Source organism: Actinomadura rugatobispora, from assembly GCF_042656285.1.
Classification (GTDB): domain Bacteria; phylum Actinomycetota; class Actinomycetes; order Streptosporangiales; family Streptosporangiaceae; genus Spirillospora; species Spirillospora rugatobispora.
Window position 1 is genome coordinate 44,633 of sequence record NZ_JBHSON010000044.1, and the last position, 21,230, is coordinate 65,862.

Consider the following 21,230-nt stretch of genomic DNA (forward strand, 5'->3'; position numbering starts at 1 on the left):
CTTCCAATATTTGGAAGCTAAAATAGTTTCCGTGCGTGAGCCCGTCAAGCGACCCCCGATGGCGTACGGTGGGGCGGTGCCCGACCCCCTGGACCCCATCGCCGAGGCGCACCGCCAGTGGAGCGCCCGGTGGCCCGAGCACGCCGACCACATGGCCGCCGTCACCTCCGTCATGCGGGCCCAGCAGCTGCTGCTCGGCAAGGTCGAGGCGGCGCTCAAACCGCACGGCCTCACCTTCGCCGCCTACGAGGCGCTGCGCCTGCTGGCCTTCACCCGCACCGGGACGCTGCCGATGGGCAAGGTCGGCACCCGCCTGATGGTCCATCCGGCCTCGGTCACCAACGTCATCGGACGGCTGGAGCAGCGCGGGCTGGTCGAGCGCCGCCCCTCCCCCGACGACCGCCGCGTCGTGCTGGCCGCCATCACCCCGGCGGGCCGCGAGCTGGCCGAGGAGGCGACGGCCGCGCTGCACGAGGCCGGGTTCGGCCTGCCCGACCTGACCGGCGACCAGGCCGCCGACATCACCCGGGCCCTGCACGCCGTCCGCGTCTCGGCCGGAGACGTCCCCGGCGGGTCCCCCGCCTGAGCCGCGCCGCGTCACCGTCCGGGCGCCGCCGCCGTCAGCGTTCGCGGACCCAGGCGTCGATGAGGTCGGCCGCACGGGGCCGGGAGTTGCGCAGGTAGTGCTCGTCCCTGATGAACTCCATCCGCTTGTCGTCCGCGGCGAGCGCCCCGTACACCGCCCGCGCGTCGCCGTCGAAGACCCCCTCGTCGGCGGTGGCGTGCACCACCAGCGACGGCACGGTGATCCGCGCCAGGTGCGGGGCCGCCGCGCACTGCGAGATGCGCAGGCTCCACATCGACAGCCACGTGCGCAGCGTGCACACCGCCCCGATGCCGAACACGCCGTAGTTGGCCGCGGCCGGATCGCCCAGGTAGCAGCGGCCGGGGGCGCGGTCGGACGGCTCGATCGCCGGGTCGATCATCCGCAGGTCGGCCCACGTCCGGGGCACGGTGAACAGCCGGTCGCGGGCGCGGGAGCCCTTCAGCGCCTCCAGCCCGGCCAGCGCCCGGTCGGTGATCCGCTCGTTGCGGGCGCGCTGCGCGGCCCGGTAGCGCTCCTGGAACGCGGCGTCGAAGGGCGGCCCGTTCCGCGGGTCGAACGGGTCGAGGTCCGGGTCGGCCGACAGCGGGTCGGTCTCGTCGGTCACCGAGGGGTCCATCCAGGCGGTCATCACCTCCGGGCGGCCCGCGTGCGCGGCGAGCGCCACGAACAGGTCGCCCGCGGGCAGGTCCTCGATCGCCTCCACCGGCCGCATCCCGGCGACCGGGACGACGTTGGGCTCCACGGCCTGCGACTGGTAGGCGGCCATCAGCGAGCCGCCGCCGGAGTTGCCCAGCAGCACCACCCGTTCCACCCCGGCCCGCTCGCGCAGCCAGCGGACCCCGGCCCCGATCTCGGCGAGGGCGTGGTCGAGCAGGAAGTAGGCCTCGTTGCCCCGGAAGCGGGTGTTCCAGCCGAGGAAGCCGTGGCCGCGTTCGGCGAGGTAGGGCGCGAGGTAGTGCTCGGAGAAGTCGACGTTGTAGTGCGCGGCGACGAACGCGGTCCGCGGCGGCGGCCCGGCGGCCGGCCGGTGGTAGATCCCCTGGCACGGATGGCCGCCCGCGCCCGCCCTGCCGACCAGCGGCGACGGCAGCCCGACGAACTCCCTGGCGATCCCGGTCATCGTCGCCCTCCCCTTCTCCCGCGGCGGACGGCTGCACCGAACGCGGTTCGGGAAGGGTAGCGCGGGTGCCGTAGCCTGGTCCCGCCCGAACCGAGGGGAGACACACCAAATGAGCGCAGACGGGCCGGCCTTGCCCGCGGCGGCCTTCTACGAGCCGCTCGGCGACGACCGCTTCGCCAGCACCCCCGCCACCGCCGGCCCCTGGTCGCCGGACTTCCAGCACGCCGGGCCCGTCTCGGCCCTGCTGGGGCGGGCGTTCGAGCGGCACGAGCCGGCCCCCGGCACCCGGATCGCCCGGGTCACCGCGGAGATCCTCGGCCCGGTCCCGGTGGCGCCGCTCCAGGTCGCCGTGCGCACCGTGCGGCCCGGCCGCCGGGTCGCGCTCCTGGAGGGCGAGCTGCGCGCCGGCGACCGCCCGATCGTCCGCGCCACCGCCTGGCGGATCGCCGCCGCCCCCGGACGACTCGAGCGGACCGACCACACCCCCGCCCCGCCCCCGCTGCCCGCCGCGTCCCGTCCCCTCGGAGGCTGGGCCGGCGCGTACATGGACGGCTACCTGTCGGCGATGGAGTGGCGGCCGACCGAGGGCTCGTTCGCCCGGCCCGGCCCGGCCGCGGCCTGGGCCCGCGCCCGGATCCCGCTGGTCGCCGGGGAGGCCGACTCCCCGCTGGTGCGCACGCTGACGCTGGCCGACAGCGCCTCCGGACTGGGCAGCCAGATCGACTTCGCCAAATGGCTGATCATCAACACCGACCTCACCGTCGCGCTGCACCGCGACCCCGCCGGGGAGTGGATCCTGATGCGCGCCCGGATCAACACCGATCCGCTCGGCAGCGCGCTGGCCGAGGCCGTCCTCTCCGATTCCTCCGGGGGTTTCGGCCGGGCGCTGCAGACCCTTCTGGTGGACGGACTCCCCGCGGGATAGTCTCGCCGAAGATCGACCGGCACGGCGTGGTGCCGGCGGCGGCCCCGCGGGAGCGTCGATGACGATGCCGGACAGCGATCCGCAGCCTCCGCAGGACCCCCTCACCTACGGGGGCTACCTGCGGCTGGACCGGTTGCTGGACTGCCAGGAGCCCCGGACCGGGGCGCACGACGAACTGCTGTTCGTGATCATCCATCAGGTGTACGAGCTGTGGTTCAAGCAGATCCTGCACGAGGCCGAGCTGCTGCAGCGCCGGCTGGAGGAGGGCCGCAGCGCCGCCTCGCTGCACACCGCCCGCCGGATCGCCAAGATCCTCAAGACGGTGGTGGGCCAGCTGGACGTCCTGGAGACGATGACCCCGCGCCAGTTCGCCTCCTTCCGCGACGCGCTGGGCACCTCCAGCGGCTTCCAGTCCGCGCAGTTCCGCGAGATCGAGGCGGTGCTGGGCCGCCGCTCCTTCCCCGCCTCCGACCTGCGCGCCGACCCGCGGCTGCGCGCCGCGGTGGCGCGCCGGTCGCTGTTCGACTCGCTGCTGCGCTACCTGGACGACCACGGCTACGCCGTCCCCCGCGCCGCCCTCGACCGCGACCCCGCCGGCCCGTGGACGCCCGATCCCGAGGTGCAGCGGGCGCTGCTGGCGGTGTACGCCGACGAGAACGGCCCCGCCGCCGAGGTCTGCGAGGGCCTGGTCGACGTCGACGAGGGCGTGCAGGAGTGGCGCTACCGGCACGTCAAGATGGTGGAGCGCACGATCGGCGCCAAGCTCGGCACCGGCGGCTCGGCCGGCGCCGACTACCTGCGCTCGACGCTGTTCACCCCCGCCTTCCCGGACCTGTGGGAGGTCCGGTCGCAGATCGAGGAGACGGCCGGCCATGACCGATGAGCGGGTCGCTATCGTCGGGGCCGGGCTGGCCGGGTGCCTGCTGGCCACGCTGCTGGGCCGCCGCGGCCTGGAGGTCACCGTCTACGAGCGGCGCCCCGACCCCCGGATCGCCGGGGCCGAGCGCGGCCGCTCCATCAACCTGGCGGTCTCGGCGCGCGGGCTGGCGGCGCTGGAGCAGGTCGGCCTGCGCAAGCAGGCCCTCGAACGCGCCCTCCCCATGCACGGGCGGATGGTCCACCCCGCCGCCCGCGGCCGGCACGCCGCGCCCAACTTCCAGCCGTACAGCGCCGACGGCCGCCGCGCGATCAACTCGATCAGCCGGGCCGAGCTCAACCGGGCGCTGCTGGACGCCGCCGAGTCCACGCCGGGCGTGCGGCTGCGCTTCTCCCGGCGGGTGACCGGGGTGGCGGACGGCCGGCTGCTGGTGGACGGCCTGCCCGGCGACCCCGCCGACGTCGTCCTGGCCGGGGACGGCGCCTACAGCGCGGTCCGCGGCTCGCTCGACGGGATCGCCTGCGACCAGGACTTCCTGGAGCACGGCTACAAGGAGCTGACCGTCCCGCCGCGCGACGGGGACTTCGCCCTCGACCCCGACGCCCTGCACATCTGGCCGCGCGGCACCTCGATGATGATCGCGCTGCCGAACCTGGACCGCTCGTTCACCTGCACGCTGTTCTGGCCGAAGGGCGACTTCACCGCGCTCGGCACCCCGGAGCAGGTGCTCGCCCACTTCCGCGCCCACTATCCCGACGTGGCCGGGCTGATGCCCGGCCTCACCGAGGACTTCGCGCGCAACCCGGTCGGGTCGCTGGTCACCGTCCGCTGCCTGCCGTGGGTGCGGGACGAGGGCGGCACGCTGGTGGCGCTGCTCGGCGACGCCGCGCACGCGATCGTGCCGTTCTTCGGCCAGGGCGCCAACTGCGCCTTCGAGGACTGCATCGAGATCGACCGGTGCCTGACCGAGACCGGCGGCCGGTGGGACCGCGCCCTGGCCCTCTACCAGGAGCGGCGCAAGCCCAACACCGACGCGATCGCCGAGATGGCCCTGGACAACTTCGTGGAGATGCGCGACCGGGTGGCCTCGCCGGTGTTCCGCGTGAAGCAGGCCGCCCAGCACGCCCTGGAGCGGCGGCTCGCCGGGCGGTACGTCTCCCGGTACGAACTGGTGTCGTTCACCACCGTGCCCTACGCGCGGATCCCCGCGCGGCTCCGCCGGCAGAACCTCGCCCTGGGCGCGGCGGCCGGGGCCGCGGCGGGCCTCACGCTGGCGGCCGGGCTGACGGCGCGCGCGCTGTCTCGCCGCCGCCGGCCCTGATCCGGCGGGCGCGCCGTCCCGCGGCCAGGTCGGCCAGCGCCGTGGCCAGCGCCGCCAGCACGAACCCCAGGATCACCACCAGGCCGTTCCGGAAGGCCGCCGCCCAGCCGCCGCCGGCGCCCGCCACGGTGGCGAAGAACACCGCGCCGACGGCCGCGATCCCGGCGGCGGTGCCGACCCGCTGCCCGGTCTGCAGCACCCCGGCCGCGCTGCCGCCCTCGGTGAACGGCACCTCCGACAGCGTGATGGTCTGGTTGGGCGCGATCACCAGCCCGCTGCCCACCCCCGCCAGCAGCAGCGGCAGCGCGGTGACCCAGGCGACCCCGGAGCCGGGGTGCACCTCCACCCCGATCCAGGTGGACACCAGGCCGATCGCCACCAGGACCAGGCCGAAGGCGACCAGCGGCCGCCCGAACCGCGACACCAGCCGCCCGCCGATCGCGGCGGCCACCGCGGACCCGACCGCGAACGGCGTGATCGCCAGCCCGGCGCCCAGCGCGCTGTAGCCCAGGCCGTTCTGCAGGTAGAGGGTGTAGATGAAGAAGATCGCGGTGAACCCGGCGAAGTACAGCAGCGCGATCGCCGCGCCCAGCGCGTACGAGCGCCGCCGGAACAGGCCCAGGTCGGCCAGCGGGGACCGGTGCCGCCGCTCCCAGACCACGAACCCCGCCAGCACCAGGGCGCCCAGCGGGATCAGCAGCCACTTGGCGGCGCCCGGCCACTGCCGCTCCTGCAGGAACGGCAGCATGATCGCCACTACCCCGGCGCCGAGCAGCACCACGCCGAACGGGTCGAGGCCGCGCCGCTCGCCGCGCATCGGCGGCGGCAGCAGCCGCAGGGCCAGCGGCAGCGCGACCAGGCCCACCGGGATGTTGACGTAGAAGATCCAGCGCCAGCCCTCCTGGGGACCGGCCAGCGCGATCAGCGTGCCGCCCAGCAGCGGGCCGACCGCGGTGGCGATCCCGATGGTCGCGCCCAGCGCCCCGAACGCCCGGCCGCGCTCGGCGCCCCGGAACAGCTGCTGGATGAACCCGGCCACCTGCGGGTTGAGCACGCCGCCCGCGACGCCCTGCAGCAGGCGGGCGGCGACCAGCCACCACATCGCCTGCGCCATCCCGGCCAGCGCGGAGGAGAAGGTGAACAGGCCCAGGCCGATCATGAACACCGCGCGGCGGCTGCGCGCGTCCCCCAGCCGCCCGGCCGGGACGAGCACCAGCCCGAAGGCGAGCGCGTACCCCGACAGCGTCCACTGCAGCGCCCCCTCGGAGGCGTTCAGGCCCGCCCGGATCGAGGGCAGCGCGACGTTGACGATGCTGATGTCCAGCAGCGTCATGAACGCGGCGACCAGGCACACCGACAGCGCCTGCCAGCGGTGCCGGTCCCCGGACGCGCTCCCGGAGCCGCCGGTGACCTGGGTAGGCACGGAACGGATCATGTCCGCCGCGGCGACCCCGAAACCCGCCCGGCCCGCCGCGCGGGCCGCCGCACTGTGCCAGGCTGTGCAGGGTGAGGGAACAGCGCGAGGACACCGGCGAGATCACCGAAGAACTCCAGTGCTCGGCCAAGGGGTGCCGGGCCGACGCCGTCTGGGCGCTCCGCTGGAACAACCCCAAGATCCACACCCCGGAGCGGCGGAAGATCTGGCTGGCCTGCGACGAGCACCGCGCGAGCCTGTCGGCGTTCCTGGACCGCCGCGACTTCCTGCGCGACGTGGTGCCGGTCGCCGAACGCGACGCCCCCGGCTCCCCCTGAGAGCGCGGGTCCCGGGTCAGGCCGGGGCCTCGTCCTTGCGGCCGTCCTTCCAGCCCTCGGCCATCTCGGTGATGCGGGCGGCGGCGTCACGCGCGGGCGTGCCCCGCCCCACCGCCAGGCCCAGCAGGTACGCGGTCAGCGGGGCGCCGGGACGGGCCACCCCGTGCGCGACGTCCCGGGCCAGGTCGAGCACCAGGTCGCGGTCGACGTCCCGGCGTTCCAGGCCCAGCTCCAGGCAGACCGCCTCCATCCATTCCTCCAGCACCAGGCACTCCCCTCGGTCGCGGGCGTCCGATCTTCACGGATCGTACGGGGCGGCCAGCCGCTCGGCGTGGACCAGGGCGTCCGGGGTGTCGCAGTCGTACCAGGGCGGGCGCTCCCCCGCCGCCAGGGCCACCGGGACCGGGCGCAGCGGTCCGAGCAGCCCGCGCAGCGAACCGCCCTCGTAGGCGGCCAGCGCGGCGCGCAGCGGGCCGGTCGGCCAGCAGCCGGCCAGCCACTGCTCCCGCCCGTCCTGGTCGACCAGCACGGCCCCGGCACCCCCGCCCCCAGCACCGGCACCGGCCGCGGCGTCCAGCAGCGCGGCGACGTGCGACGCGCGCAGGAACGGCAGGTCGGCGGCCAGCAGCACCGTCCACGGGGCGCGCACCTCGGGCAGCCCGGCGCGCAGCGCGGGGACCGGCCCGGAGCCGGGCGGGTCCTCCCGGACGACGACGGCGTCCGGCAGCCCCGGCCGCGGCGGGCCCACGACGACCAGGCGCCCGGCACCGGCGGCGGCGCCGGCGACCCAGCCGATCAGCGGCCGCCCGCCGACCGGGGTGCCCGGCTTGTCGGAGCCGCCCAGCCGCCGCGCCCGCCCGCCGGCCAGCACGACCGCGTCGAAGGAGCGGTCGGCGGGGCCTCCTCCGGGCGGGGCCACGCGGCTCAGCCGCCGATCGCCGACATCGGGCGGGCCGGCTGCAGGAACGCGGGGTCGTCGATGCCGTGCCCCGGGCGCTTGGCCCAGACCGCCTTGCGCCAGCGGTCGGCCAGCTCGTCGTCGGACGCCCCGGCGCGGGCGGCGTCGCGCAGGTTGGACTCCTCGGTGGCGAACAGGCAGTTGCGCACCTGCCCGTCGGCCGTCAGCCGGACCCGGTCGCAGGCCCCGCAGAACGGGCGGGTCACCGACCCGATCACCCCCACCCGGGCCGGGCCGCCGTCCACCGTGAACGTCTCGGCGGGCGCGCTGCCCCGCTCGGCGGCGCCCTCCGGCTCCAGCGCGAACGCCTCGCCCAGCCGCGCCAGGATCTCGTCCGCGGTGATCATGTCCTTGCGGGTCCAGCCGTGCTGGGCGTCCAGCGGCATCTGCTCGATGAACCGCAGGTGGTAGCCCCGGTCGAGGCAGTAGCGCAGCAGCGGCACCGCCTCGTGGTCGTTGACGCCGCGCATCAGCACGGTGTTGACCTTGACCGGCAGCAGCCCCGCGTCGCGGGCGGCGGCCAGTCCGGCCAGGACGTCCGCCAGCCGGTCGCGGTGCGCCAGCCGCTTGAACACCTCCTGGTCGAGGGTGTCCAGCGACACGTTGACGCGGTCCAGCCCGGCCTCGGCCAGCGGACCCGCCAGCCGTTCCAGGCCGATGCCGTTGGTGGTCAGGGAGATCTGCGGCCGCGGGGCCAGCTCCGCGGTGCGGCGCACGATGTCGGCGATGCCGCGGCGCAGCAGCGGCTCGCCCCCGGTGTAGCGGACCTCGGTGATGCCCAGCTGCTCCACGCCCAGCCGGACCAGCCGCACCACCTCGTCGTCGGTGAGCAGCTCCGGCTTGGGCAGCCACTCCAGCCCCTCGGGGGGCATGCAGTACGCGCAGCGCAGGTTGCAGCGGTCCGTCAGGGAGACCCGCAGGTCGGTCGCGGTACGGCCGAAGGTGTCGACCAGCACGGGTGCCCCTCTCCTCGTCGTCGGGGCCGGGCGGTCCACGCCCGGCGGCCTTTCCCCCGGAACCTCCACCCTATTCGCGCGGTTGACGTTCCGTCGCGTCACAGGAGACGGTATCGGCCGGATCGATCATCGGGGCGGAGGCCCCGGCCCCCAGGAGGTGCGCGTGACGACGACGGTACGCGAGTGGGAGTTCGCCGGATCGCGCGGCGCGGTCAGCGCCCGGATCTGGGCGCGTCCGGATCCGCGCTACATCGCCGTCCTGGCGCACGGGTACGGCGAGCACCTGGGCCGCTACCCGCACGTCGCCGAGGCGCTCGTGCGGCACGGCGCGACCGTCTGCGGGCCCGACCACATGGGCCACGGCAGGTCGGCGGGCGAGCGCGTCCTGATCGAGGACGTCGAGGACGTCGTCGCCGACCTGCACACCGTGGTGGAGTCGGCCCGCTCCGACCATCCCGGGCTGCCGGTGGTCCTGATCGGCCATTCCATGGGCGGACTGATCGCCGCCCGGTACGCCCAGCTGCACGGCGCGGGGCTGGCCGCGCTGGTGCTGTCGGGCCCGGTCCTGGGCCGCTGGGACGCCCTGAGCGAGCTGCTGGCGCTGGAGGAGATCCCCGACGCGCCGATCGACACCGCCACGCTGTCGCGCGACCCGGACGTCGGGAGGGCCTACACCGCCGACCCGCTGGTGTGGCACGGGCCGTTCAAGCGGACGACCGTCCAGGCGCTCCAGGACTGCATCGACCGGATCAACGCGCACGGCCCGCTGGGCGCGCTGCCCACGCTCTGGGTGCACGGCTCCGACGACCGGCTCGTCCCGCTGGAGGGCACGCGCACCGGCATCGAGGCCGTCCGCGGCGACGACCTCACCGAGCGGATCTACCCGGACGCCCGGCACGAGGTCTTCAACGAGACCAACCGCGACGAGGTGCTGGGCGACGTGACCGCCTTCATCGACCGGGTCCTGCGCTGAAACCGCCGCCCCCAGGCGTCACAGGTCGCGGAGGAGCTCGGCCTTCCGGTCGGGAGGGATGCGCCGCCAGTGGGTGTCGGTGAGGGCGCCCTCCATCGCCCACAGCATCGTCCGGGACGGCCCGGGGGCCTCCAGGTCGGCCAGCCTCCGGTAGGCCTCGGCCGCGCCCAGCCGGTCCAGATCGTCCAGGGTGTGCACGTCGATCATGGCGAGGCGCTCCGCCGCCCGCGGGCCGAGGTTGCGGCAGTTCCTGATCAGCAGGTCCCTGCCCCGCTTGATCGCGCCGCAGCGGTCCCAGATCCGCGTGCGCAGCGCGTCGTCCGCCTCCGGCGCGGCGGGATCGGCGAGCACGCGCGCCCGCGCCCGCCGGGCCACGCCGACGTCCCGGCGGAAGTCGCGGAAGACCTGGATCTCGCCGCTGTGCCCGTGGTCCCAGGGGCCCAGGTAGACGTAGTCCGTCCCGAACCGGCCGCCCGGATCGAGCCACCCGGCGTGAACGGCCCAGCCGCGCATCTCGTCGACGCCGCGGGGCCGCAGCACGATCAGGCCCTTGACGCGCTCGACCCGCCCCCGGTCCTCGTGCCGGTACGGGAAGGTCTCCCGGAACCAGGCGCGGGGGTCGGTGAGCGCGGAGTCCAGGCCGTGGGTGCGCCAGCGCACCGTGCCGTCCGGGGCGCCGCGCAGCGGCAGCGCCCTGGACAGCGCGCGGGCCTGCGGCGGCCCGAACGGGGTGTGCCAGTCCGGGACGATCACGATCGGGTCGGCCGGGTCCGCCTCGAACGGCGTCGGCGCGAGGAACGGCCGGTCGATCACCAGCAGCGTCCCCGGCCGCGACTGGTAGGCCAGCCCCCACAGGAGCCGGGCCAGCGTCCGCGCGCCGTGCCGGTCCGACAGCAGGTGCCAGGTGCCGTGGAACAGGTTGGTGCTGAACCGCGCGCGGGTGCCCGGGCGCAGCCCGATGACCGTGTGCGCGCGGCCGGCCAGCCGCACCGTGCGCCGGTGCAGCTTCATGCCGTCGGCGGCGGCCCGCGCGTTGGCGGGCCGCTGCCTCGCACCGGTGCGCGTCATCCCTTCACGCACACCAGCTGCCGGAGGTGCGCCACGACCTCGACCAGGTCCGACTGCGCCTCGATGACCGTCTCCAGGTCCTTGTACGCGCCGGGGATCTCGTCGAGCACCCCGCCGTCCTTGCGGCACTCCACGCCCCTGGTCTGCTCGGCGAGGTCCTCCAGCGTGAACGACTTGCGCGCCTTGTTGCGGCTCATCCTCCGCCCCGCCCCGTGGGAGGCGGAGTTGAAGGCGGACTCGTTGCCCAGGCCGCGCACGATGTAGGTGCCGGTCGCCATCGACCCCGGGATGATGCCCAGGTCGCCCGCGCCGGCCCGGATCGCGCCCTTGCGGGTCACCAGGAGCTCGACCCCGTCGTAGACCTCCTCGGCCACGTAGTTGTGGTGGCAGGAGATCAGCTCGCCCCACGCGCAGCGCTTGGCGCCGAAGTACTTCGTCACCACCTCCTGCGCGAGCGCGAGCATGACGGCGCGGTTGCGCCGCGCGTACTCCTGCGCCCAGAAGAGGTCGCGGCGGTATTCGTCCATCTTGGCGGTGCCGGCCAGGAAGACCGCCAGGTCCTTGTCCGGCAGGTCCTGGTTGTGCGGCAGCCTGCGGGCCGCCTCGACGTGGTGCTCGGCCAGTTCCTTGCCGATGTTGCGCGACCCGGAGTGCAGCACCACCCAGATCGCGCCGTCGTCGTCGGCGCACAGCTCGATGAAGTGGTTGCCGCCGCCGAGCGTGCCGAGCTGGCCGCGGGCCCGGCCGAACCGTCCGCGCACCGCCGGGTGCAGCTCGTCGAACCGCTTCCAGAACGCGTACCAGCCGCGTTCCTTGAGGCCGGGCAGCGCGTCGGGGTCGACCGGCTGCTTGTGGGAGTGGTGGCCGACCGGGATCGCCCGCTCCAGGCGGGAGCGCAGCAGCCCCAGGTCGTCGGGCATGTCCTCGACGGTGAGGGATGACCTGACCGCGGTCATCCCGCAGCCGATGTCGACGCCGACCGCGGCCGGGGACACCGCGTCGCGCATCGCGATCACCGAGCCGACGGTGGCGCCCTTGCCGTAGTGCACGTCGGGCATCACCGCGAGCCCCTCCACCCACGGCAGGCTCGAGACGTTGCGCAGCTGGTCCAGCGCGGCGTCCTCGACGGTGGCCGGGTCGGTCCACATCCGGATGGGAACGCGGCCGCCCTTGAGCGTCTGGTACGGCACCACCTGCTCCTCTCCATCCAATGGACATGTGTTCCGAACCGTGATCTCTGACGGGATCTATGACGCCAGATAGGGGCGATCCGGTTCAATCCATTTTCTGCGGGAGGAATTGCCGTACTCAGTCCTCTCCGATTTCTCCGGTTTCTCCGGATTCTTCCGCCGGGGCGTACACGCGCCCGTCCCTCAGCCGCAGCGGCGGGCGCGCGAGGGCGGTGACCAGGCGGCGGTTCGGCAGGCCCAGGCGCAGCCGCGCCGACTCCAGCGGCAGCCCCGGCGCCAGCGGATTGGCCCGGCCGTGCTCGGTGAGCTCGTCGGCCAGGCGGCGGTGCAGGCCGTCCCAGTGCCCGGGGTCGGCGAGCCACTCCTCGTCGATCGCCAGCGCCGACGGCGGCGCCGCGCAGCCCATGACCGCCAGGTCCGAGCGGTGCAGCACGCCGTGCCGGCGCAGCACCTGCGCGCCGTCCGGGCGGTCGGGCCAGGACGCCAGCTCCCGGGCCCGGGCGGCCGCCGCGCCGCGCCGCACCAGGGTGGGCGGCCGGACGTCCAGGACGCTCACCCCCGCCACCGCGCGCCGCGCGGGGTCGCGCAGCAGGGCGCTGTCGCCGATGTGCAGGGGCAGCCGCACGTTGAGGGTGAGCCGGGCCGTGTCGGGCCCCAGCGGTCGCAGGCCGACGGGCACGGCCGCCGACCCGATGTGCAGGATCATCTGCCGGGCCAGCCGCCCGGACGCCTCACCGAACCGGGTGCGCACGTCGACCGAGGTGGTGTGGGACCAGCGGCCGGGGCTGACCAGCGCCGTCCCGCGGCCGTGCCGGCCCCGGGGCACGCCGCGCAGGACGAGCGCGACACGGGCGACGCCGCTGACCCGGTCGAGCGGCTCCCCGGCCGCCTCGACGCCGCCCACCCGCACCCGCTCCCCCGAGGGCGTGAGCAGCAGCTCGTCGCCGACCGCCACGGTGCCGGCGGCCAGCGTCCCGGTGACCACGGTGCCGTTGCCCGCCCCGGTGAACGCGCGGTCCACCCACAGCCGGACCGGCGCGGTCTCGTCCGGGACGGGCAGGCGGGCGGCGAGGCGGTCCAGCGCGGCGGTGAGCTCGTCCAGCCCCCGCCCGGTGGTGGCGCTGACCGCGACGGCCTCGACGCCGCCCAGGCTCGTCCCGGCGACCCGCTCCCGGGCCTGGCGCAGCGCCAGCGTCGGATCGGCCAGATCCGAACGGGTCACCGCGAGCACGCCGTGCCGCACGCCGAGCGCGTCGATCGCCGCCAGGTGCTCCCCGGTCTGCGGCATCCAGCCCTCGTCCGCGGCGACCGCCAGCAGCACCGCGGGCACGGACCCGACCCCGGCGAGCATGGTGGTCACGAACTTCTCGTGGCCGGGGACGTCCACGAACGCCAGCCGCTCCCCCGAGGGCAGCGCGGTCCAGGCGAACCCGAGGTCGAGGGTGAGCCCGCGGCGGCGCTCCCCGGCCGGCCGGTCGGGATCGGTGCCGGTGAGCGCGCGGACCAGCGCGGACTTGCCGTGGTCCCCATGCCCGGCGGTGGCGACGACCTGCATCAGTTCCCTTCCAGGACGGCCGGTGACGGCCTCCCCGCGGCGTGCGGGCTCCACGCTGAGCAAGCCTAGGGACGGCGGGCCCGCTCGCGAAAGCCGATCCCGCCCACAGAGTGAGATCCGCGTCTCGTCGCGCGCGGCTGGACGCCGGCGATGTCGTCGGCCATCCGCCCCACCAGCCCCGCCAGGCTCCGGCGGTCCTCCGGCGACCAGCCGGCCAGCGCCTCGGCCATCCAGCGGCGGCCGACCGCGCAGATGCAGTCGACGGCGTCCCGGCCGGCCTCGCGCAGCCGCACCCGGTGCGCCCGGCCGTCGCAGGGATCGGGCACCCGCTCCACGTAGCCGGCCTTCTCCAGGCGATGCACGAGCCGGGTCACGTGCGGCGCCTCCACCGCCAGCCGCGCGGCCAGCTCGCCCGGCCGCAGCGGCTCGCCCGCCTCCGCCAGCACCCGCAGCAGCGGGACCGCGGCCCGGTCGACGGGGACGCCCGCCTCCGCGACCGCCCGGTCGTGCAGGCTCGCGCGGGTCAGCAGGTGGGAGACGCGGGTGAGCGCCCGCTCGATCTCCACGATGCCGGCGGGCGGTTCGGGCACGTCGGCGGCGCGCGGCGGCGGGGTGGGCGGCATGACGGCACCCTACCCGTGCAGTTACTTAACTTAAGTAAGTACAATCCTGGACTATCAAGATCGGGAACGTTGCAGGCCCGGTCCGCAGTCCCTCCCCATCCCCCCGACCGCCGCATGTCCGCGGCCCTGGAGGTCACGTGTCCGGCGCTATCACCCAGGCGCCCGGACGGCTCGAACCGTCCGTCCGCCCCGAGCCCGGCGCGCTGATCCTGATGGCGCTGGCGACCGCGGGCCTGGTCGTCGCGGTCCAGCAGTCGATGGTGATCCCGCTGCTGCCCAGCCTGATGACCCGGTTCGACGTCTCGATGACCGCGGTGACCTGGGTGTTCACCGCCTCGCTGCTGGCCGGCGCGGTCGCCACCCCGCTGCTCACGCGGTTCGGCGACATGTACGGCAAGAAGCGGATGATCCTGCTGTGCCTCGGGACGCTGTTCGCCGGCTCGGTGGTCTGCGCGCTCTCGAACACCCTCGCCGTCCTGATCGCGGGCCGCGCGCTGCAGGGCGTCTCGGTCGCCATGATCCCGCTGGCCATCGGCTCGGTCCGGGACGCCTTCCCCGCCGAACGCGTCACCACCGCGATCGGCGTCATCAGCGCCACCATGGGCGTCGGCGGCACCATCGGCATGATCGTGACCGGGGTGATCGCCGACCTCACCTCCAGCCACCGCCCGGTCTTCTGGATCAGCGCCGGGCTGGCCGTCGCCGGACTCGTCCTCATCGCCTGGAGCGCTCCCGAGGTCGGCGAGCGCGCGGGCGGCCGCCCCGACGTCCCCGGCACGCTGCTGCTCGCCGCCTGCCTGGTGTGCCTGCTCATGGCCATCAGCCAGGGCAACCGCTGGGGCTGGGCCTCCCCCGGCGTGCTCGCCCTCTTCGGCGCCGCCGTCGCGCTCTCCGCGATCTGGGTCGTCGTCGAACTGCGGGTGCGCGAACCGCTGGTGCGGCTGAACCTCCTGATCGGCAGCCAGTCCCTGTCGGCCAACCTCGCCTCGCTGCTGCTGGGCTTCGCCATGTACGCGATGTTCACCCTCATCGCCGGCTTCATCCAGGCCCCCAGGGAACGCCTCGGATACGGCCTGAGCGGCTCCGTCATGGACGTGGGCCTCTACATGCTCCCCAGCACCGTCACCATGCTCGTCGCCTCGACACTCGCAGGCCGCGTCTCCGCCCGCATCGGCCCCGCCTTCACCCTCGCCATCGGCTCGCTCGTCGCCGCGCTGAGCTACGTGTGGATCGCGCTCTCCAACGCCCACCCCCACGACATGCTCGTGTTCAGCGCCGTCCAGGGCGCCGGGTTCGGCATCGCCTACGCCGCCCTGGGCACCCTCGCCGTCCGGCACGTCCCCATGGACCAGAGCGGCATCGCCAGCGGCATCAACGCGCTCGTCCGCACCACCGGCGGCAGCATCGCGGGCGCCGCCACCGCCGCCGTCCTCGCCGCCTTCACCATCGCGGGCACCGGAATGCCCACCCTGGGCGCGTACGTCATGTGCTTCTGGATCGGCGCCGTCGGCGCCCTCCTGGCCGCCGGCGTGGCCCTCGCCAACGGCGTACGCCACCGCCACGCGTAATCATCTGGGGGGCGACCCCTCAGACCCCCACGCAGGGGGCTCCGCCCCCCCGCACCCCCCGCTGGGGGGCTTCGCCTCCCCTAGCCCCCCAGGTTCCTGGGGGGCTTCGCCCCCCTCGCCCCCTGGGGGTTCGGGCCTTGCCGCTTGGTGGGGTTGGCCTTCCTCACTTGACTTCTGGTGTCATCGGCGTGCCCTATAGGGAGGCGCCCCGAAATGGGTATTGGGGCCAGCGAACCGCCGTTCCGGAGGTCTGACATGGGCGCCTACGCCGCCGCGTACGAACGCAGCATCGCCGACCCGACGCGTTTCTGGGGGCTCGCCGCGCGGGACGTGCGGTGGATGGTGCCGCCGGACCGGGTGCTGGACGACGGCGCGCCGCCGTTCTACCGCTGGTTCACCGGCGGTGAGCTGAACACCTGCGACAACGCCCTGGACCGTCATGTGGAGGAAGGGCGCGGCGAGCAGGCGGCGCTGATCTACGACAGTCCGGTCACCCGCACCGTCCGGACGTACACGTTCCGCGAGCTGACCGAGCTGGTGGCGCGGTTCGCGGGGGCGTTGCGGAGGCTGGGCGTGGACCGGGGCGACCGTGTGGTCATCTACCTGCCGATGATCCCCGAGGCGGTGGTGGCGATGCTGGCGTGCGCCCGGCTGGGGGCGGTGCACTCGGTGGTGTTCGGCGGGTTCGCGGCCAAGGAGCTGGCGGTGCGGATCGACGACGCGCGGCCCAAGGCCGTGGTGTCGGCGTCGTGCGGCATCGAGGGGTCGCGGGTGGTGCCGTACAAGCCGCTGCTGGACCAGGCGCTGGAGCTGGCCTCGCACAAGGTGGACCGGTGCGTGATCCGGCAGCGGCCGCAGCTGCACGCCGACCTGGTCCGGCCGCGCGACGTCGAGTGGGACGAGGCCGTGGCGGACGCGACGCCGGCCGAGTGCGTCCCGGTGGCGGCGACCGATCCGCTGTACATCCTCTACACCTCGGGGACCACGGGGCGCCCCAAGGGCGTGGTCCGCGACAACGGCGGGCACGCGGTGGCGCTGCGCTGGTCGATGGAGAACGTGTACGGGGTGGGTCCCGGGGACGTGTTCTGGGCGGCGTCCGACGTCGGGTGGGTCGTCGGCCACTCCTACATCGTGTACGCGCCGCTGCTCACCGGCTGCACGACCGTCCTGTACGAGGGCAAGCCGGTGGGGACGCCGGACGCGGGGGCGTTCTGGCGGGTGGCGGCGCAGCACCGGGTGAAGGCGCTGTTCGCCGCCCCCACCGCGATTCGCGCGATCAAGAAGGAGGACCCGGACGGGGCGCTCCTGGCGGACCACGACCTGTCGGCGCTGGACACGCTGTTCCTGGCCGGTGAGCGGCTCGACCCCGACACCTACCGGTGGGCGTCGCGGGTGCTGGACCGGCCGGTCATCGACCACTGGTGGCAGACCGAGACGGGCTGGCCCATCGTGGCGAATCCGCGCGGCCTGGAGCCGATGCCGGTCAAGGCGGGTTCGCCGACGGTGCCGGTGCCGGGCTACGACGTGCGGGTGCTCGCGCCGGACGGCGCCGCGGCGAGTCCGGGGACCGACGGGGACATCGTGGTGCGGCTGCCGCTGCCGCCGGGCGCGCTGTCCACGCTGTGGCAGGACGACGAGCGATTCGTGGAGTCCTACCTGAGCCGCCATCCGGGCCACTACCTCACCGGGGACGGCGGCCACGTCGACGAGGACGGCTACGTGTGGGTGATGGGCCGGACCGACGACGTCATCAACGTGGCCGGGCACCGCCTGTCGACCGGGACGATGGAGGAGGTGATCGCGGCGCATCCGGCGGTGGCCGAGTGCGCGGTGATCGGGGTCGCCGATCCGCTCAAGGGGCAGGTGCCGCGCGGGTTCGTGGTGCTCAAGAGCGGCGCCGGCGCGGATCCGGACGCGCTGCGGGACGAGCTGGTGGCGATGGTGCGCGAGCAGATCGGGCCGGTCGCGGCGCTGAAGTCGATCTCGGTGGTGCCCGGGCTGCCGAAGACCCGGTCGGGCAAGATCCTGCGGGGCGCGATGCGGGGCATCGCCGACGGCGCCGACGTGCCGGTGCCGTCGACGATCGAGGACCCGGCCGTGCTGGAGGAGCTGCGGCCGATCCTGCGCTCGCCGACGGCGTCGCCGTAGGGGCGGGGCGCTACTGGCGGGTGCCGGTCCTCTTGGGCCAGAACGCGGACACCAGGTAGACGCCGATCACCGCCGCGGCGATCTGGAAGATGGTCTCCCAGAAGTTCCAGCCTCTGGTCTGCAGGCCGAACAGGTTGGCGAGCCACGTGCCGATGAAGGCGGCCACGATCCCCACCAGGATGGTCAGCCAGATCGACATGTTCTGCTTGCCCGGGACGATGAGCCGTCCCACCGCCCCGATGATCGCGCCGAAGATGATGGCGGTGAAGATCCCCCCGATGGTCATGTCCGCTCCTTGGGTCTTGGAGTGCGGGTGATGGGATCGGCGGCCGGTGCCGCGGACCCGTCACCGACGGGATACCCAGGGTGCGGATCTATAACGCGAACTGGAAAAACACCCCAAATTCGGCGTCAGCGGACGACGAGGACGCGGCGCCCGCGCGGGACCAGCTCGCCGATGACGGGGGCTCCGGGGACCTCCCCGGCCACCAGCAGCCCGCCGGAGGTCTGCGCGTCGGCGAGCAGCAGCCGCTCCTCCTCGGCGATGCGGCCGAAGTCGCTGTGCGGGGCGACCCAGGACAGGTTGCGCCGGGTGCCGCCCGGCACGAACCCCTCGCGGACGGCGCGGCGCGCGCCGTCCAGGTACGGGACGGCGGCGGAGTCGACGACCGCGGTGACGCCGCCGGCCCGGGCCAGCTTGTAGAGGTGGCCGAGCAGGCCGAAGCCGGTGACGTCGGTGGCGCAGCGGGCCCCGGCCTCCAGGGCCTGCCGTGACGCCGCCGCGTTCAGTTCCGTCATCGTGGCGACCGCCTGCGCGAACACCTCCCCGGTGGCCTTGTGGCGGGCGTTGAGGACGCCGAGCCCGAGCGGCTTGGTCAGCGAGAGCGGGAGCCCGGGGCGGGCGCCGTCCAGGCGCAGCAGCCGGCCGGGGTCGGCGGTCCCGGTGACGGCCAGGCCGTACTTGGGTTCGGGGTCGTCGATGCTGTGCCCGCCGGCGATGGGGCAGCCGGCCTCGGCGGCCGCGTCCCGGCCGCCGCGCAGCACCTCGCGGGCCAGTTCGGCGGGGAGCGCGTCGCGCGGCCAGCCGAGCAGGTTGAGGGCGAGCAGGGGCTCGCCGCCGACGGCGTAGACGTCGGAGAGGGCGTGGGCCGCGGCGATCCGGCCCCAGTCGTAGGCGTCGTCCACGACGGGGGTGGAGAAGTCGACGGTGGAGACGACGGCGCGGCCGCCCTCGATCCGCAGCACCGCGGCGTCGTCGCCGTCCTCGGCGCCGAGGAGCAGCCCGCCGCCGGCGCCGTCCGGGGTTCCGGTGAGCCCGGCGACCACGCGTTCGAGCTCGCCCGGCGGGAGCTTGCAGGCGCTGCCGCCGCCGTGGGCGTACTGGGTCAGCCGCACGTTGGCGGGCAAAGCGGGCAAGGGGTTCACCTTGGGAAATCTATCCCAGAGCCACCCCAAACGATCAAGAAACGGACCGTACGCGTCGCATCACCGAACGGCCACATCCGCCCGCCGCGCGGTCCGCTCCGGGCCGAATCCCGGCCGAATCCGCTTCGGGACCTTGCCGCGGCACCGTCCGGCATGGTGCGATACGGCCGTGCAAGTACGCACTTACATCCGCGTGCGGGCACTCCCAGGCAGGACGTTGACGACGAGGGGCGCGAATGGAGCAGGCGGAGATCCAGCGGCGGCGGGCCGAGCTGGAACGGAGACTGGCGGGCCGGACCGTCCCCGCGGAACTGGCCGGCACCGCCGAACGGCACGGCGGCCGCCCCGCCTACTCCGACCGGGTCGACGGCGAATGGCGCACCCTGACCTGGGCCGACCTGCGCCGGCGGGCGCTGGAGACGGCCGCCGGGTTCGCCGCGCTCGGGCTGCGCCCCGGCGAGGTCGTGGCGCTGATGATGCCCAACCGCTCCGAGCACGTGCTCGCCGACCTGGGCGCCGTGCACGCGGGCGGCACCCCCACCACGGTGTACGCGACGCTCGCCGCCGACCAGATCGCCTTCGTCGCCGGCGACTGCGCCGCCCGCTACGCCGTGCTGGACGGCCGCGACCAGCTCGACCGCTGGCTGCCCGCGCTGGACCGGCTCCCGGACCTGCGCAGGATCATCGTGCTCGACCCCGCCGCGTGCCCGTCCGGGGACGACGACCCCGACGGCCGCTTCCTCACCTGGGACGCCTTCACCGAGCTCGGCCGCGAGCGGCTGGCCGACGCCGGCCACGCCGCCGAGATCGACCGGCGGTGGCGGGCGATCGCCCCCTCCGACGACGTCACCCTGCTCTACACCTCCGGGACCACCGGCGACCCCAAGGGCGTGCGGATCACCCACTCGATGGTGCTGCACGAGGCCGCGCTGGTCGAGGACAGCTCGGTCCTACCCGAGCACCCCGCCGGAATCTCCTACCTGCCCTTCGCGCACATCGCCGACCGCGTGCTCAGCTACTACCTGCCGATCAGGCTGGCCTCGCACGTGCACTTCTGCCCCGACCCCGCGCAGCTGACGACCGTCCTGCGCGAGGTGCGGCCGCACTCGTTCTTCGGGGTGCCCCGGGTCTGGGAGAAGATCATGGCGGGCATCCAGGCGGTGCTGGCCGGCGAGCAGGACCAGGCGAAGAAGGCCGCGGTCGAGCAGGCCCTGGAGGCCGGGCGCCGGTACGTCGCCGGCCAGGAGTACGGCAACACCGCCGATCCCGGCGCCGCCGAGGCGTTCGAGCGGGCCGACGCCGCCGTGCTCACCCCGATGCGGGCGCTGCTCGGCCTGGACCGCGTGGGGCAGGCCTCCAGCGCCGCCGCGCCGCTGCCCGAGGAGGTCGCGCGGTTCTTCGCCGGGCTGGGCCTGAAGATCTTCGACGCGTACGGGATGACCGAGACCACCGGCGCGATCACCGCCAACCTGGCCGACTCGTTCAAGCTCGGCACGGTCGGGCGCGCCCTCCACGGCGTGGAGCTGCGGCTGGCCGAGGACGGCGAGATCCTGGTCCGCGGCGCCACCTGCACGCCCGGCTACCTCAACCGGCCGGAGGCCACCGCCGGCCTGATCGACCCGGACGGCTGGGTCCGCACCGGCGATGTCGGCGTGCTCGACCAGGACGGCTTCCTGCGCGTGGTGGACCGCAAGAAGGAGCTGATCATCACCGCCGGGGGCGAGAACATCGCGCCGTCCCTCATCGAGAACCACCTCAAGGAGCACCCGCTGGTCGGCCAGGCGCTGGCCTACGGCGACCGCCGCCCCTACGTGGTCGCGCTGATCACCCTGGACGGGGAGGTGGCCCCGGTCTGGGCCGCCGCGCACGGGATCGACACGACCGACCTGGCCGCCCTGGCCGCGCACCCGCTGGTCCTGGAGGAGGTCACGCAGGCCGTCGAGGACGCCAACGCCCGCCTGGCCCGCGTCCAGCAGATCAAGAAGTGGCGGCTGCTGCCCGCCGAGTGGACCGCCGAGAGCGAGGAGCTCACCCCGACGCTCAAGCTCAAGCGGCGGATCGTGCACACCAAGTACACCGACGCCATCGACTCGCTCTACGAGGCGTAGCGCCCGCCTCCCACGACGGCGCCGTCCGGAATCAGGCCGCCCCCGGACGGCGGCGG

20 protein-coding genes are annotated in these 21,230 nt (G+C 74.7%); 9 read left to right on the top strand and 11 right to left on the bottom strand.

What is annotated here, in order from left to right; all coding sequences use genetic code 11:
- Nucleotides 1-58 precede the first annotated feature (58 nt).
- Nucleotides 59-586: a MarR family transcriptional regulator gene (locus ACFPZN_RS29005; protein WP_378285439.1), complete on the top strand. Its 528-nt coding sequence runs from the start codon at nucleotides 59-61 to the stop codon at nucleotides 584-586.
- Between the two features lie 34 nt (nucleotides 587-620).
- On the opposite strand, the gene ACFPZN_RS29010 is transcribed toward ACFPZN_RS29005, so the two are convergent.
- Nucleotides 621-1,727, bottom strand: coding sequence for an alpha/beta hydrolase (locus ACFPZN_RS29010; protein ID WP_378285405.1), 1,107 nt, complete (start codon nucleotides 1,725-1,727; stop codon nucleotides 621-623).
- 109 nt (nucleotides 1,728-1,836) lie between these two features.
- On the opposite strand from ACFPZN_RS29010, the gene ACFPZN_RS29015 reads away from it, so the two are divergent.
- Genes ACFPZN_RS29015 through ACFPZN_RS29025 form a run of 3 tightly spaced genes read left to right on the top strand, consistent with a single transcriptional unit; the run spans nucleotide 1,837 to nucleotide 4,850 of the window.
- Complete coding sequence (locus tag ACFPZN_RS29015; RefSeq protein WP_378285406.1) at nucleotides 1,837-2,652, top strand: thioesterase family protein; 816 nt, start codon at nucleotides 1,837-1,839, stop codon at nucleotides 2,650-2,652.
- A gap of 58 nt (nucleotides 2,653-2,710) precedes the next feature.
- Nucleotides 2,711-3,535 carry a tryptophan 2,3-dioxygenase gene (locus ACFPZN_RS29020; RefSeq protein WP_378285407.1) on the top strand — a complete coding sequence of 275 codons (825 nt, stop codon included), beginning with the start codon at nucleotides 2,711-2,713 and terminating at the stop codon, nucleotides 3,533-3,535.
- A complete protein-coding gene (locus ACFPZN_RS29025; RefSeq protein WP_378285408.1) occupies nucleotides 3,525-4,850 on the top strand; it encodes an FAD-dependent oxidoreductase in 1,326 nt (441 codons plus the stop codon). The genes ACFPZN_RS29020 and ACFPZN_RS29025 overlap by 11 nt, the downstream gene beginning before the upstream one ends.
- Here ACFPZN_RS29025 and ACFPZN_RS29030 read toward each other — a convergent pair.
- Nucleotides 4,795-6,273 (bottom strand): MFS transporter, encoded by a 1,479-nt coding sequence (locus ACFPZN_RS29030; RefSeq protein ID WP_378285409.1) that lies wholly within the window; start codon nucleotides 6,271-6,273, stop codon nucleotides 4,795-4,797. The two genes, ACFPZN_RS29025 and ACFPZN_RS29030, sit on opposite strands and share 56 nt — an antisense overlap.
- An 83-nt stretch (nucleotides 6,274-6,356) precedes the next feature.
- On the opposite strand from ACFPZN_RS29030, the gene ACFPZN_RS29035 reads away from it, so the two are divergent.
- A complete protein-coding gene (locus tag ACFPZN_RS29035) occupies nucleotides 6,357-6,602 on the top strand; it encodes a hypothetical protein (protein ID WP_378285410.1) in 246 nt (81 codons plus the stop codon).
- A 16-nt stretch (nucleotides 6,603-6,618) separates the two neighbouring features.
- Here ACFPZN_RS29035 and ACFPZN_RS29040 read toward each other — a convergent pair whose 3' ends face one another.
- The 3 genes from ACFPZN_RS29040 to moaA are packed head-to-tail and all read right to left on the bottom strand — an operon-like array spanning nucleotide 6,619 to nucleotide 8,516.
- Nucleotides 6,619-6,867: a DUF6457 domain-containing protein gene (locus ACFPZN_RS29040; protein ID WP_378285411.1), complete on the bottom strand. Its 249-nt coding sequence runs from the start codon at nucleotides 6,865-6,867 to the stop codon at nucleotides 6,619-6,621.
- A gap of 33 nt (nucleotides 6,868-6,900) precedes the next feature.
- Nucleotides 6,901-7,521 carry a molybdenum cofactor guanylyltransferase gene (gene mobA / locus ACFPZN_RS29045; protein ID WP_378285412.1) on the bottom strand — a complete coding sequence of 207 codons (621 nt, stop codon included), beginning with the start codon at nucleotides 7,519-7,521 and terminating at the stop codon, nucleotides 6,901-6,903.
- A gap of 5 nt (nucleotides 7,522-7,526) precedes the next feature.
- Nucleotides 7,527-8,516 carry a GTP 3',8-cyclase MoaA gene (gene moaA / locus ACFPZN_RS29050; protein WP_378285413.1) on the bottom strand — a complete coding sequence of 330 codons (990 nt, stop codon included), beginning with the start codon at nucleotides 8,514-8,516 and terminating at the stop codon, nucleotides 7,527-7,529.
- A gap of 163 nt (nucleotides 8,517-8,679) precedes the next feature.
- Here moaA and ACFPZN_RS29055 point away from each other — a divergent pair, with 163 nt between their 5' ends.
- Nucleotides 8,680-9,489 (top strand): alpha/beta hydrolase, encoded by an 810-nt coding sequence (locus ACFPZN_RS29055; protein ID WP_378285414.1) that lies wholly within the window; start codon nucleotides 8,680-8,682, stop codon nucleotides 9,487-9,489.
- An 18-nt stretch (nucleotides 9,490-9,507) separates the two neighbouring features.
- Here the strand turns inward: ACFPZN_RS29055 and ACFPZN_RS29060 are convergent, their stop codons facing one another.
- From ACFPZN_RS29060 to ACFPZN_RS29075, 4 genes are all read right to left on the bottom strand, one after another.
- Entirely contained in the window at nucleotides 9,508-10,557 is a 1,050-nt protein-coding gene (locus ACFPZN_RS29060; RefSeq protein WP_378285415.1) for a TfoX/Sxy family DNA transformation protein, read from the bottom strand.
- On the bottom strand, nucleotides 10,554-11,705 hold the full coding sequence (locus tag ACFPZN_RS29065; RefSeq protein WP_378285440.1) for an RtcB family protein: 1,152 nt from the start codon (nucleotides 11,703-11,705) through the stop codon (nucleotides 10,554-10,556). Before ACFPZN_RS29065 ends, ACFPZN_RS29060 begins: the two co-directional genes overlap by 4 nt.
- 160 nt (nucleotides 11,706-11,865) lie before the next feature.
- Nucleotides 11,866-13,356, bottom strand: coding sequence for a selenocysteine-specific translation elongation factor (selB, locus tag ACFPZN_RS29070; protein WP_378285416.1), 1,491 nt, complete (start codon nucleotides 13,354-13,356; stop codon nucleotides 11,866-11,868).
- A gap of 11 nt (nucleotides 13,357-13,367) precedes the next feature.
- Nucleotides 13,368-13,925: a MarR family winged helix-turn-helix transcriptional regulator gene (locus ACFPZN_RS29075; protein WP_378285417.1), complete on the bottom strand. Its 558-nt coding sequence runs from the start codon at nucleotides 13,923-13,925 to the stop codon at nucleotides 13,368-13,370.
- 137 nt (nucleotides 13,926-14,062) lie between these two features.
- Between ACFPZN_RS29075 and ACFPZN_RS29080 the strand changes: the two genes are divergently transcribed.
- Nucleotides 14,063-15,493: an MFS transporter gene (locus tag ACFPZN_RS29080; protein ID WP_378285418.1), complete on the top strand. Its 1,431-nt coding sequence runs from the start codon at nucleotides 14,063-14,065 to the stop codon at nucleotides 15,491-15,493.
- A 255-nt stretch (nucleotides 15,494-15,748) separates the two neighbouring features.
- The gene (locus tag ACFPZN_RS29085) at nucleotides 15,749-17,641 is read left to right on the top strand and encodes a propionyl-CoA synthetase (RefSeq protein ID WP_378285419.1); all 1,893 of its coding nucleotides are present in this window, start codon (nucleotides 15,749-15,751) and stop codon (nucleotides 17,639-17,641) included.
- Nucleotides 17,642-17,651: 10 nt separating this feature from the next.
- Here the strand turns inward: ACFPZN_RS29085 and ACFPZN_RS29090 are convergent, their stop codons facing one another.
- Nucleotides 17,652-17,927 (bottom strand): GlsB/YeaQ/YmgE family stress response membrane protein, encoded by a 276-nt coding sequence (locus ACFPZN_RS29090; RefSeq protein WP_378285420.1) that lies wholly within the window; start codon nucleotides 17,925-17,927, stop codon nucleotides 17,652-17,654.
- A gap of 125 nt (nucleotides 17,928-18,052) precedes the next feature.
- Nucleotides 18,053-19,048, bottom strand: a complete 996-nt coding sequence (selD, locus tag ACFPZN_RS29095; RefSeq protein ID WP_378285441.1) for a selenide, water dikinase SelD — start codon at nucleotides 19,046-19,048, stop codon at nucleotides 18,053-18,055.
- A gap of 254 nt (nucleotides 19,049-19,302) precedes the next feature.
- Between selD and ACFPZN_RS29100 the strand changes: the two genes are divergently transcribed.
- The gene (locus tag ACFPZN_RS29100; RefSeq protein WP_378285421.1) at nucleotides 19,303-21,174 is read left to right on the top strand and encodes an AMP-dependent synthetase/ligase; all 1,872 of its coding nucleotides are present in this window, start codon (nucleotides 19,303-19,305) and stop codon (nucleotides 21,172-21,174) included.
- Nucleotides 21,175-21,230: the final 56 nt, after the last annotated feature.